Annotated in this window: 10 protein-coding genes; 4 read left to right on the top strand and 6 right to left on the bottom strand. The window is 35.7% G+C overall.

The genetic code is table 11. From position 1 onward, the window contains the following. Positions 1-218: 218 nt before the first annotated feature. From HGC4_RS08805 to HGC4_RS08780, 6 genes are all read right to left on the bottom strand, one after another. Positions 219-605, bottom strand: coding sequence for a DUF423 domain-containing protein (locus HGC4_RS08805; RefSeq protein ID WP_050709765.1), 387 nt, complete (start codon positions 603-605; stop codon positions 219-221). A gap of 132 nt (positions 606-737) precedes the next feature. After that, positions 738-2,084, bottom strand: coding sequence for a citrate synthase (locus HGC4_RS08800; RefSeq protein WP_050709764.1), 1,347 nt, complete (start codon positions 2,082-2,084; stop codon positions 738-740). A 65-nt stretch (positions 2,085-2,149) separates the two neighbouring features. Then, positions 2,150-3,412: an NADP-dependent isocitrate dehydrogenase gene (gene icd, locus HGC4_RS08795; RefSeq protein WP_050709763.1), complete on the bottom strand. Its 1,263-nt coding sequence runs from the start codon at positions 3,410-3,412 to the stop codon at positions 2,150-2,152. Between the two features lie 13 nt (positions 3,413-3,425). After that, positions 3,426-4,010 carry a DJ-1/PfpI family protein gene (locus tag HGC4_RS08790; protein ID WP_050709762.1) on the bottom strand — a complete coding sequence of 195 codons (585 nt, stop codon included), beginning with the start codon at positions 4,008-4,010 and terminating at the stop codon, positions 3,426-3,428. A 33-nt stretch (positions 4,011-4,043) separates the two neighbouring features. Beyond that, a complete protein-coding gene (locus HGC4_RS08785) occupies positions 4,044-6,302 on the bottom strand; it encodes an aconitate hydratase (protein WP_050709761.1) in 2,259 nt (752 codons plus the stop codon). Between the two features lie 189 nt (positions 6,303-6,491). Then, positions 6,492-8,060 carry a BACON domain-containing protein gene (locus HGC4_RS08780; protein ID WP_185099962.1) on the bottom strand — a complete coding sequence of 523 codons (1,569 nt, stop codon included), beginning with the start codon at positions 8,058-8,060 and terminating at the stop codon, positions 6,492-6,494. A 591-nt stretch (positions 8,061-8,651) separates the two neighbouring features. Here HGC4_RS08780 and HGC4_RS08775 point away from each other — a divergent pair. From HGC4_RS08775 to HGC4_RS08760, 4 genes are all read left to right on the top strand, one after another. After that, positions 8,652-9,692: a linear amide C-N hydrolase gene (locus HGC4_RS08775; protein ID WP_050709759.1), complete on the top strand. Its 1,041-nt coding sequence runs from the start codon at positions 8,652-8,654 to the stop codon at positions 9,690-9,692. Positions 9,693-10,049: 357 nt separating this feature from the next. Beyond that, positions 10,050-10,637, top strand: a complete 588-nt coding sequence (locus HGC4_RS08770; protein ID WP_050709758.1) for a DUF3575 domain-containing protein — start codon at positions 10,050-10,052, stop codon at positions 10,635-10,637. Positions 10,638-10,649: 12 nt separating this feature from the next. Further along, entirely contained in the window at positions 10,650-12,122 is a 1,473-nt protein-coding gene (locus HGC4_RS08765; protein WP_050709757.1) for a DUF3868 domain-containing protein, read from the top strand. A 26-nt stretch (positions 12,123-12,148) separates the two neighbouring features. Further along, on the top strand, positions 12,149-13,165 hold the full coding sequence (locus tag HGC4_RS08760) for a fimbrial protein (protein WP_050709756.1): 1,017 nt from the start codon (positions 12,149-12,151) through the stop codon (positions 13,163-13,165). Positions 13,166-13,256 lie beyond the last annotated feature (91 nt).

The raw sequence follows: 13,256 nt of genomic DNA, 5'->3' as shown, positions 1-13,256 counted from the left end.
AATCGAATCTTTTTTTCAATAGCCTTATTATGAAGTGGATAGAGAGACAAAAAATATAACAAGATAGACATCCTGCTATACTTATATGCTTATGTACTTAAAACCAGCTATTTGGCAAATATATAAAATAAATAATCTTATATCCTATTTTTAAGGGAAGAATTTCAACTATTTAACTTTCTAATATCTCTTTATTAGAACAGCAGTAGGTAATCTACTTAAAACCTATACTTTACAAAGTAAGTGATTAGTAAAGCCCAGCCTACAATCAGGAAGAGCCCTCCAATTGGGGTAATAGGCCCTAAGAATTTCAGATTTATATTCCAGTATTCGGAGAAAGCCAAAAAATAGATAGTAAACGAAAAAAGGAATGTTCCTATTATCATACAAAGGCTCGACCATTTCTCTAATGGTGTTGTAAAGGATAAAAACAACCCTAGTACGAGTAATACAATTGCATGGTACATTTGATAACGAATGCCAACTTCGAAGCTGGCAAGTTTATCTACTGAAAGAATTTTCTTAAAAGCATGGGAGCCCAAGGCTCCCAGTATTATTGTTATCAAGCCATAAACACCGGCTATAATTAAAGTAAATTGTTTCATCTTCTATTTAAAGTCTGAGACCTCATTATTGTTTCCGCTATGTAATTAGCTAAAACGGGTTGTAAGTATAAATTTATAATATATAAAGCGTACTCATTATATAGCTATATAGTATATATTATGCTGATGGCTTTATTTCCTATCAGATATAGGTATATAGCTCTTCATCTCTGATGCATTTTTGTATGCCGGACGAATTATTCTACGCTCTTTGAAGTTTAATTCCTCTATACGATGTGCTGTCCATCCTACAATACGAGCCATGGCAAATAGTGGTGTGTATATTTCTTGAGGTAAACCAATCATATCATATACAAAACCCGAATAAAAATCGACATTGGCACAAACTTGCTTCTTTACATTACTCCCTTTATACTCCATAAAGTTTTTAATTGCACGTTCTTCAAGCAGGTTATAGAAATCAAATTCTTCTTCGCGCCCTTTTTCTATAGCTAAATCTCGTGCCATCTCCTTTAAGAGCGTTGCACGTGGATCCGATATTGTATAAATTGCATGCCCTATACCATATATAAGACCTGTTTTATTATATGCTTGTTTGTTTAATATCTTCTGTAAGAATACATCAATTTCCTCAACGTTTGTCCAATCCTTTATATTCTTCTTGATATGTTTGAGCATATCTACTACTCGCAAATTGGCACCTCCATGCAAAGGTCCTTTTAATGATCCAATACCTGCGGCAATTGAAGCGTAGGTATCTGTACCTGCAGAACTGGTTACACGAACTGTAAAGGTTGAATTGTTACCTCCCCCGTGATCAGCATGAACCATCAATGCCAAATCGAGTATCTTCACATCTAAAGGAGTGTATTTACTGCCTTTCATCATATATAGAAAATTTTCTGCTAATGAAAATTTCTCTTTGGGATGTCTTATATGAAGCGATTTGCCTTGATTATGTCTTAGTGCATTGTATGCATATGCAACAATGGTAGGAAATGTAGCTATCAAATTGAGAGATTGTCTAACCAGATTTTCTTCTGATGTATCATCCGCATTCTCATCGAAAGTATATAGTTCCAAAACACATCTCGAAAGGATATTCATAATATCAGAGCCTTCGAGATCGAGAATGTGCATGGTTATCTTTGGATTTAAATCCATCGTCTGACTCAACAGTTGCGAGAAATCTTTCAATTCTTGTTTTTCGGGAAGATAACCTGCTAGAATCAGAAATATTGTTTCTTCGAACCCTAAACGATTTTCTTCTTGAGCTCCTTTTACAATATCCTCTATATTGATTCCCCTATATATCAATTTTCCGGGAATGGCTTTCAGCGATCCATTTTCGTCTCTTTCGTACCCTACAACATCTCCGACTTTGGTTAATCCAACAACAACCCCTGTATGGTCTTCGTTGCGGAGTCCTCTTTTTACATTATATGTTTGAAATAAGTCCGGATCTATTTGTGTAGTGGTGCGTATCGTTTCGGAGATTTTCTTTATAATGTTATTCATCGGATAAAATTTATGGCGTTATTAATTTCTGGTCACAGACCTATTCTATATATACTATGTACTTATTACAAATTGCTTATTAGAAGTTGAGAGAATGCACTGGTTGAAAGTGTTGTTCCATCGTCCATAAAGCGGGCAAGATCGGCTGTAGCTTCTCCTTTACTATAAAGTTTTTCCAGACCATTTGTGATAAGCTCTCCTGCCTCGGTCCATCCCAGATATTCAAGCATCATTACAGCAGATAGTAATAAAGATGATGGATTCACAATATCCTTGCCTGCAATATCGGGAGCTGTACCATGAGTAGCCTCAAATATTGCATGTCCTGTCATATAGTTTATATTAGCTCCGGGAGCGATACCAATACCACCCACCATGGCAGCCAACTGATCGGAAACATAATCTCCATTCAAATTTAGAGTTGCAATAACCGAATATTCTGCAGGTTTTAATAATGTATTCTGCAAAAAAGCATCAGCTATTACATCTTTGATAATTAGTTTACCTTCCGATTTAGCTTTCTCCAATGCTTTATTAGCATCAGCTTCGCCTTTTTCTTTCTTTATTTTCTCCCACTGTTGCCAAGTAAATACCTTATCGCCATATTCTTTTTCGGCAAGAGCATACCCCCAAAGTTTGAAACCACCTTCGGTAAATTTCATGATATTCCCTTTATGAACAATAGTTACTGAAGGTAATTTATTATCCAAAGCATATTCTATTGCTGCACGAACCAAACGTTCTGTACCCTCAACCGAAACGGGTTTAACCCCAAAAGAAGAAGTTTCGGGGAAACGGACTTTCTTAACCCCCATTTCTGCTTGAAGAAAATTAAGGAACTTAGCTGCTTCGGGTGTTCCTTGCATCCATTCAATACCTGCATAAATATCCTCCGTATTTTCACGGAAAATAGTCATATTTACTTTCTCCGGTGTTTTAATTGGAGATACCACACCTTTAAACCAACGAACAGGGCGAAGGCATACGTACAAATCTAAATCCTGACGAAGGGCTACATTCAACGAACGGATTCCTCCTCCAACGGGTGTAGTAAGAGGTCCTTTTATTCCCACCAGATACTCACGAAAGGCATTCATTGTATCTTCGGGAAGCCACGAACCGTTTTCATTAAATGATTTTTCTCCTGCAAGAACTTCTTTCCACTCTATCTTACGTTTTCCTTGGTAAGCCTTTTCAATAGCCTTATCTATTACTTGTTGCGAATTCTTCCATATCTCTATTCCTACCCCATCACCTTCTATAAAAGGAATGATTGGGTTATTCGGAACATTTAGTTTACCGTTATTTATAGTTATTTTTTGTGACATTATTTTTTATTTATTATTTCCAAAAATCATCATGATTTTTATCTCTTTGCCAATTATATTCTATTCTGAAAGCAATTTCTTCTGCAATCTCTTTTCCTTTAAAATCGCTTACAAAACCTAAAGCCATATCTATTCCTGCACTTACACCTGATGAAGTATAATACTTACCGTCAACTACCCATCGCGCTTGCTGTATCCAATTGACTTTATCTGAATTGCTCTTTACCCAATCGAAAGCCCGTTTATTGGATGTTGCTTTCTTTCCATCAAGAAGTCCTGTTCGGGCAAGTAAGGCACTGCCTGTACATACAGTTAATACATATAGACTTTTTTCGGCTAGGGATTTTATCTGATTGAGAAATTCTATATTATCAACTTCTTTACGTGTTCCTCCCCCACCGGGTATAAATAGAACATCGTCTGTTTTGGTATTATCTATTTTCTGAGTCTCAATTCTTATTCTGTCTTTATTAGATATAATCCCTCCTTCTAGAGAATAATACTCAAGGGTACATTTATCAACTTTGCCAAAAACCTCAACAGGTCCAAAGACATCTAAAGTCTCAAAATCAGGAAATAGAATTACATTTATATTCATTCTCGTCATTTATATGGCTAGAGAGTCGCAACCTTATTCTCCTTTCATATAATTCAATGCACTACCTGCTTTGAACCATTCTATTTGAAGTTGATTATAAGTATGAGACACTTCTATAACATCGGTAGTACCATCTTTGTGGGTCAATTTTACTTGCAGATTCTTTCCGGGTTGAAAATCTGTCAGACCTAAAATACTTATTTTATCTTCCTCACGAACCTTGTCATAATCTTCTTTATTGACAAAGGTAAGAGCCAGCATACCTTGCTTTTTCAAGTTGGTTTCATGAATACGTGCAAATGATTTTACAATAAGCGCTTTCACATTCAAAAAACGAGGTTCCATAGCTGCATGCTCACGAGAAGAGCCTTCTCCGTAATTTTCCTCTGCAACAACAATCGAACCCAAACCTTTTGCTTTGAAGTTTCGTGCCAATTGAGGTACAGCCTCAAATTCGCCTGTCAATGGATTCTTTACTGAATTGGTTTTATCATTGAACGCATTAACTGCACCAATCAACATATTATCCGATATATTATCAAGGTGTCCACGGAAACGTAACCACGGTCCAGCCATCGAAATATGGTCAGTAGTACATTTTCCTTTTGCTTTTATCAATAACGGTTGTTCAATAATATCTTTTCCGTCCCACACCGCAAATGGTTGTAATATTTGTAGACGTTGCGAATCGGGAGCTATATTTACTTCAATATTACTTCCTGCTGACACAGGTTCTATATATCCTAAATCTTCTACACCGAAACCTTTTTGAGGTAACTCTGATCCGATTGGTTCTTGTAGTTTTACTTTTTCACCTTTAGCATTAGTAAGCGTATCCGTCATCGGATTGAAACACAAATCTCCTGCTATTGTTAGAGCAGCCACCAATTCGGGCGAAGCTACAAAAGCATGTGTGTTAGGATTGCCATCATTTCTTTTGGCAAAATTCCGATTGAATGATGTTACAATAGAGTTGGGACGTTCCGGATTTTCCGTTTCACGTTTCCATTGTCCGATACAAGGTCCGCAAGCATTTGCCATAATGGTTGCTCCAACTTCTTCGAACTCCGTTAATATACCATCCCGTTCGGCTGTGAAACGTACTTGCTCCGATCCCGGATTAATTATAAATTGTGCCTTAACCGACACTTCTTTTGATCTTGCATCTTTTACAATAGAAGCTGCTCTCGACATGTCTTCGTAAGAAGAGTTAGTACAAGAACCTATTAAACCAACTTCCATTGCTTGAGGATATCCTTTTTCTTTTACCACTTTTGCAAATTCAGAAATAGGATGGGCTGCATCGGGAGTAAATGGACCATTAATATATGGTTCTAATTCCGATAAGTTGATTTCAATTACACGATCGTAATACTTTTCAGGGCTATTTTCAACCTCAGCATCTGCTTTTAAATGGTCTTTTACCGAGTTTATTACATCTACTATTTCTTTTCGGTCAGTAGCAACTAAATATTCAGCCGATTTTTCATCGTAAGGAAAAATAGAAGTAGTAGCTCCTACCTCAGCCCCCATATTACAAATAGTAGCTTTTCCTGTAGCCGAAAGCGAATATACACCTTCACCGAAATATTCTATAATAGCATTTGTTCCACCTTTTACGGTAAGAATACCTGCCAGTTTCAAAATTACATCTTTAGCAGAAGCCCAACCCGATAGTTTCCCGGTTAGTCTTACTCCTATAATTTTAGGCATCTTCAATTCCCAAGGCATACCAGCCATCACATCAACAGCATCCGCACCTCCTACACCAATAGCAATCATTCCTAATCCGCCGGCATTAGGAGTGTGAGAATCTGTACCAATCATCATTCCTCCGGGAAATGCATAATTCTCCAACACTACCTGATGTATAATTCCTGCACCCGGTTTCCAAAAACCAATTCCGAATTTATTGGATACAACACTTAGAAAATCATATACTTCTTTATTGGTTATTTCAGCCGTATTCAAATCCTCTTTTGCTGATTTATAAGCTTGAATCAAATGATCGCAATGCACTGTAGATGGTACTGCAACTCTTTCGCGACCTGAATTCATCAACTGCAAAAGAGCCATTTGCGCCGTAGCATCCTGCATAGCTACTCTATCGGGAGCAAAATTTACATAATCCTCTCCTCTCTTATAATCTTTAATAGGCTCATCTTTTGATAGGTGAGCATACAATATTTTCTCTGTAAGCGTAAGAGGTCTTTTTAATTCTTCTTTAGCCTGTAATATTCTTTGAGGTAGCGTCTCATATAGATTTTGAATCATTTTAATATCAAAAACCATCTTTTATATATCTTTTAGTTAATCTTCATTTCGGTTTTATACCATTTTCAAAGATATAAAATTTAATTTAAATAGAAAAAAACAATTTATATTTATGCACAAAAATTACATATTTATGCATTTTTGTTTATAAAAAGAGTAACGGCTTCAAAATTTGAAGCCGTTACCATATTAGTTGTAACTAATATTTTATTTATTAATTCTTCGATATGTATGCTTTTCTGGAGCGAAATAAAAAGAAAGAATACTTTTTGCATTTGTATCAGTATCTATATTTACTATAGTCTCAAATATAGGATAACGATATCCTTTTGCATACCATTTGTAAGTGGTAAATTCTGATCTATTGTAAGTTGTATAATCTGGATTTATACTGAGGTTAGTCTGCGTTGAAGATCTAACAGTTTTAATTCTCAATACATTTTTCAATACTCGACCTGAAGGTAATATTAATGTACCGTACGCATCCGCATTCATCTCTATTTTCCCTTCAACTGTGAATAACGATTTACCTGAATACAAACCTTTTCCATAATAGGGAGCTTGTTGTTTATCTCCATAAGAGGTAGTATATGCATCAGAAAATAAACGAGTTGTATACTTTAAAAGGGTTACTGGATTTTCATGCCCCAAGGTTATCATTTTATTGTCTTTTAGCTGGAAATAGTACATAGTATTATGTTCCTCCGCAATTATTAGGCTATTAGGAGCAACATCTTTTGCTTCCAGACGATCATCGCCCATGATATAATGAGTTCCTTCAATTAAAACTGGAGCTTTGTAATCGACTGTGTATTCATCATTTATTGATACAAGATTACTAAAATCCCAAGTAACATTTGCCCCACTTTGTCCTGGATCTTTATATTCTACTTGCCGCTTTACAAGTTGGTCTCCTGCCCTCAAGCGGTTATCATTTAAATTAAATATATATGGCACAGAACTTATAATACCTGCCATTTGATTTATGATGACTTTCTTTAATAAACTCCCACAAGTAACAGTTACTTCTGCTGAACGAGTTGTTTCTTTTTGATTTTCCAAGACACTAATACTAATTGTTTCATTGCCCATTCCATTTCCGTCATCAACAATACACCATGCTGCATTAGAAGAAACAGTCCAACTACCATCCGACTCTACAGCAAAACCTCTGATTTCACCTTCGGGAAGAAAATCTAAAACTGACTCTGACAATGTTAATGAATAAACTTTTCCTATTTGTTTTATTACTATCTGTTCTGATTCACTACCACTTTTTATTACAAGAATTCCCTCACGTTCAACTTCAGAAGTATTAGCTTGAGCTTTTACCACAATTGTCTCATTTCCTTTGCCCTCAGAAAGACTCAGACTAAACCATTCTTGCAGACCTGTTATTGACCAGGAGTCATTCGTTTGAATATCAAAAGACAACTCTTCCTCATCTGCAGAAAAGGTAAGTAGGGATTCGGATATATTTAATGTAAAAACTTTACCATTTTGTTGAATCAACAATTGTTCACTTTTATTACCCGCCTTAACTACAAGTATAACCTCTCGTTGTGTATCATTGGGATTAGCGATAGCTTTAATTTCTATTCTTTTGTTGCCTTCCCCTTCCTTTACATCCAGGATACACCATTCAGGAATACCTGATATAGACCAAGACACATTTGACTGTATATCAAAAGTTTTAGTTTCTTCATCAGCAACAAAATGAAGACTCAATGTTGATAATATTAATACTGTTTCCTTCTCATCCTCAGAACATGCCACGAAACAAAATAAAACAGCAATTAAAAGGCATACATTTTTCATAAATATTGATTTCATATTAATTATTGCACAAAGATATTTAAATTAATTAATATAATTTAAGATTCGATATTATTACAATAATATACAAAATTTCGAGAAACAATACCAATTTCGTTAATACTTAGTATTTGCAAAACTTTAAATAAAAAAGGCGAGTAAAACACTCGCCCTTTAAGTTATCAATAACTCTTTTTTTTCTTATCCTCTAACCCCTTAGTAGAGGGTTGTGCAGCTATAACTTTTGGCTTAACCTGTTTAGGTTTCTTAGTCTCTTTTTTTATTCTCTTTTCTCCCATAATATCAAATAATTAGTAATGTTGTAAATATAGTTCATTAATAGAATAAAAGATCATATTAATTATATTATTACAGAGCATTAAGTTAAATATCAAAAAATAATATTTACCATCTAATATTCAATACAATTCATCTCACAAAATACGCATTCGGATAATAGCTTCATTTATATTCTATCCTTCCTAATCTGAACTATCCAAACCGTTCATTGTTATTATTTAATAATACAAAATCACTTAATTAACGATTAAAATGAAAAAACTAATTTGCTTTCTATTTTCAGCAATTTTCCTGACCTTATCAATAGAAGAATCTAAGGCTTGTACACGTGTAGTCTACCAAGGACCGAATAACACAATCTTAACAGCCCGATCTATGGACTGGAAAGAAGATATAATGAGTAATCTTTGGATATTCCCCAGAGGAATGGAGCGAAATGGAGAAGTAGGTCCTAACTCATTACGTTGGACTTCGAAATATGGAAGTGTGATTGCTTCTGCTTATGATATGTCAAGCACTGACGGGATGAATGAAAAAGGATTGGTTGCAAACCTCCTTTGGTTAGCCGAATCGGAATATGCAGTATGGGATCAAAAAAAACCGGGATTGACAATAGCTGCATGGGTACAATATGTATTAGATAGCTTTGCAACTGTTGACGAAGCAGTTTCGTTCTTAGAAAAAGAATCTTTTGTGGTAATCTCAGATAACATGCCCGGTCAAGACAGAATGGCGACCCTCCATTTATCAATATCAGATGCTACTGGGGATAATGCCATCTTTGAATACATCAAAGGTAAATTAGTTATTCACCATGACCGTTCATATCAGGTAATGACCAATTCTCCAATATTTGATGAGCAACTTGCATTAAATAAATATTGGGAAAATATTGGTGGTACTACCATGTTACCCGGAACCAATCGTGCAGCCGATCGGTTTGTAAGAGCATCTTATTATATAAATGCCATTCCACAAGTAGAAGATACTCGCATAAATGTAGCTAGCGTATTCAGTGTTATACGTAATGTATCTGTCCCTTATGGAATAAGCACACCCAATGAACCTAATATTTCATCTACAAGATGGAGAACTGTGTCTGATCAAAAAAACAGAGTATATTACTTTGAATCAACCCTATATCCAAATGTTTTTTGGGTTGACTTCAAAGATGTAGACTTTTCAGAAAAGGCTCCTGTGATGAAGTTAGACTTGGTAAGCGGTACAACTCATGCAGGTAATAGTGTTGGCGATTTCACGCCATCAAAACCGTTTGTTTTCCAAGGCATATAAATCTAATAGCAAAGATTTCAATAAATCAAGAGCGGCTAATAAGCTGCTCTTTTTTTATTATATAGACAAAACAATTAAGAAGTAAATAATTACAGTAACTACACTCAACAACAAACTGTTAAAATAATAAAGCGAAAAACATTATGACATCGAAAAAAAACATCTATAAAATAGCTCTGAGAGGCTCTATTTAAACTAGGTATAGCAGAATACTGCACAATCAATCGCAAAGGTGAACAAAAGTTACCTCAACTTGTTTTTATATAAAAGTAACAATTTAGATTAGTCAACGAAAGCCGAGGCTAAACACATGAGCTATTACATTATAAAACAAAGAGAAACATTACTCTTCCCCTTATGAACCCAATCTTACAAAAGAAGTTTATACTCGTATTGGTATCTCTACTATGCTTTGCTACCAACGGATATTCCCAGAAAATAGGACTAAAGACCAATGCTCTTTATTGGGCTACCACAACTCCTAATATTGGTGCTGAAATGGCGATAGGTCGCAAATGGACAGTAGATCTTTCCGGAGGATATAATCCATGGGAATTTGGTAACAATAAAAAAATCAAACATTGGGTGGCTCAATCTGAGTTACGATATTGGTTATGTGATGTTTTCGAAGGTCATTTCTTTGGAGTTCACGCACAAGGTGGAGAGTTCAATATCGGAGGAGTAAATTTACCCAATTTCGTATTTGGAAGCGACAGTGAAAATTATCGACGCCAAGGTTATTTTGTAGGTGCTGGTATTTCCTATGGATATCAATGGATACTGAGCCCTCGGTGGAGTATGGAAGCAAATATTGGGTTCGGTTACAACTATATGGAATACGATAAATTTGAACCTTGCGATTGTGGAGATCATTTAGGAAGTAAATCCTCCAACTATTTTGGTCCGACTAAAGTAGGTCTTAGTTTTATTTATCTAATTAAATAATCCCACAAGAATATGTCAATCAACCAACCAATATATCTCTTATTGATTCTATCACTATTAGGATGGAATAAACTGGAAGCTCAAGAGGGCGAAGCTAATAACTTCAGCTATACCGTGAAAAAATTTACACAAGAGGGCAATTCTCTTTGTATAGATATTGACTTCGACCTTGAATCATTACATCTACCTACACGGGAACAATTAATTCTGACACCGATAATTAAAAATGGAAATCAAACATTAACTCTCGAACCAATAATTATCAATGGTAAAATACGCCACAAAGTATATCAGAGACAGAAAGAATTTGGCACATTGAAAGAAGAGAATCAAAATGCCTATCAAGTTCTAAGAGCCGGAAAACAAGAAGCACAGATAATACCCTATTCTACTGTTGTGAATCTAGAAGATTGGATGAAACAAGCATCCCTATATCTGGATGAAAGCAATTGTCCGGGTTGTGGAAAGGCTGTAAGTCAACATAAACGCCTGCTTGCCGTAAAACCGACTCTAGAGATTGGAGAGTCTATAACCAAAGAAAAGCCCGAACCTTTATTCTCCTTTGTAACACCTCCTACCGACTCTTTAAAAATGGGTAACAAAGAAGATAATGCGTACTTGAAATTTCAGGTCGGAAAATCGGCTATTGACCCTTCTCTTGCCGATAATACTGTTGAACTGGATAGAATACATAATCATTTAAATCAATTATTAAACGACAAGAAAGTAACGATTAAAAAGATCTCAATTACAGGATATGCCTCCATAGAAGGTACTTATGCCTTCAACAAAAATTTATCTGAGCAAAGAGCTAAATCGCTGACTAACTACCTAAAAAAAAGATACGACTTTCCGACAGGTACGTTTCAAGTTGATTGGGTTGGTGAAGACTGGGATGGTTTAATTAAACTCATTCAAGATGGCAATATGGAGAAAAAACAAGAGGTCCTTACTATCATCCATAACACAGATGTTCTTGATGGACGAGAAAAGCGACTTATGGAACTAGACGGAGGACGTCCTTATCGTTTTATGCTTAACGAATATTTCCCTTTACTCAGACGTGTAAAATATAAAATTGAATATAGAATACCACAATACAGCTTAGAAGAAAGTAAAAGGATTATAAAAGAATATCCCGAACAACTAAGCCCCAAAGAACTTTTTGTTTTGGCTGATAGCTATGGTAAAGGAAGTGTTGAGTTTTTCGAAATTCTAGATATAGCGCTCAGTTTATATCCAAACGATTTAATCACGAAACAGAATGCTGCTGCCGCATATGCAATGCAGGGAAATTATAAAAAGGCTGAACAATTGGCTTTGGAAGCAGGAAACAACAGCAGTACATTAAACAATCTGGGAGCTATATATCTTTTACAAGGAAAGCTTCAAGATGCACAAAAAGCTTTATCTAAAGGAAAACAAGCCGGAAGCATTGAAGCCTCACACAATTTTGACGAACTAAATAAAATACTCAAAAATTAGAATAATCATTTTAAATCACATTCATAATGAAACGACTCTTTTTCCTAACTAGCATTGTAGCATTATTATGCTCAGCTTGCAGCAATAACGACGACGAAGTAACTCCGGAGAAAGGAGCTAAAGCTTCACTAACAATTACCCTGACTGGAACTGGTGCAGAAGGTAACTCAACTCGCCTTGTAGGTACACCAACACAAGTAGACGAAAACGAAGTTCATTCGTTTACAGTGTACATATTTGCAAATAACAGACTCGAAAAATCTGAAACGTCTACAACTCTGTTGGGTTTATCTTTATTTATTGATGAATTGACAACCGGAGTAAAGAGAATAGTTGTTGTAGCTAATAAACCCTCTACTTTTCCTGTATTTGAAGAAGGGGATCCTTATAGTAAATTTGCAGAGGTTAGCAGTCATATCAATTTAGATTATCAAACAACTGCTTTAAATAACGGACTGATAATGACTGGAGAAACAGATGCCACACTACAATCGATAGCCGTAGGGACAAATAATATAACAATCCCCATAAGCCGCATAGTAGCCAAAATTAAACTTGGAACGGTAACCATTGACCCTGCTGCAGGTGTAAACCCTGCTCTGTTTGAACTAACAGGTGTAGCTATAATCAAAGCTAAATCATTGTCTTCGGTAGGTGTACCCTCTATTGTTACCTCTCAGCCTTTTTATAGTGGTATCGAAGGTATTGCAGTTCATGGCATAAATATTAAGTCTTATTTATATGAACCTATCACTTTGGCCGACCATACAAATAGATACTTCTATGTTTTTGCTAATGATAGTGGTAATGATGACGATGCAACTTTAGTAACATTGGAAGGAACGTACGATAACAAAATAATGTATTATCCTTTCCGCCTTCCGGCTATTGCGCGCAATACTCAACACACAGTTGATGTAACGCTTCGCCGTTTAGGAACGGGTTCTCCCGACCCTGAGACACCAAGCGATCCGGCAACCCTTACTGTAGTAGTTACTCCTGTTGACTGGATTGTGGTTCCTACTCTAAGCGTTGAATGGTAATTAACTAAAATATAGGTAGAGAGGATATTCTTATTAAGATTAGTTCTCTCTACCTTATCAATACAAAACTTTGCTTTCTGAACGCAACTTG

The sequence above is a fragment of the Dysgonomonas sp. HGC4 genome, from assembly GCF_001261715.1.
In the GTDB taxonomy this organism is placed as follows: domain Bacteria; phylum Bacteroidota; class Bacteroidia; order Bacteroidales; family Dysgonomonadaceae; genus Dysgonomonas_A.
The sequence above is the reverse complement of the archived record's forward strand: the minus strand, read 5'-3'. Positions and strand labels throughout refer to the sequence as shown.

What these genes read in the sequence shown, in the direction of transcription:
- HGC4_RS08805 (WP_050709765.1), bottom strand. Translation starts at nt 605, where the DNA reads ATGAAACAATTTACTTTAATTATAGCCGGTGTTTATGGCTTGATAACA.
- HGC4_RS08800 (WP_050709764.1), bottom strand. Translation starts at nt 2,084, where the DNA reads ATGAATAACATTATAAAGAAAATCTCCGAAACGATACGCACCACTACA.
- icd (WP_050709763.1), bottom strand. Translation starts at nt 3,412, where the DNA reads ATGTCACAAAAAATAACTATAAATAACGGTAAACTAAATGTTCCGAAT.
- HGC4_RS08790 (WP_050709762.1), bottom strand. Translation starts at nt 4,010, where the DNA reads ATGAATATAAATGTAATTCTATTTCCTGATTTTGAGACTTTAGATGTC.
- HGC4_RS08785 (WP_050709761.1), bottom strand. Translation starts at nt 6,302, where the DNA reads ATGGTTTTTGATATTAAAATGATTCAAAATCTATATGAGACGCTACCT.
- HGC4_RS08775 (WP_050709759.1), top strand. Translation starts at nt 8,652, where the DNA reads ATGAAAAAACTAATTTGCTTTCTATTTTCAGCAATTTTCCTGACCTTA.
- HGC4_RS08770 (WP_050709758.1), top strand. Translation starts at nt 10,050, where the DNA reads ATGAACCCAATCTTACAAAAGAAGTTTATACTCGTATTGGTATCTCTA.
- HGC4_RS08765 (WP_050709757.1), top strand. Translation starts at nt 10,650, where the DNA reads ATGTCAATCAACCAACCAATATATCTCTTATTGATTCTATCACTATTA.
- HGC4_RS08760 (WP_050709756.1), top strand. Translation starts at nt 12,149, where the DNA reads ATGAAACGACTCTTTTTCCTAACTAGCATTGTAGCATTATTATGCTCA.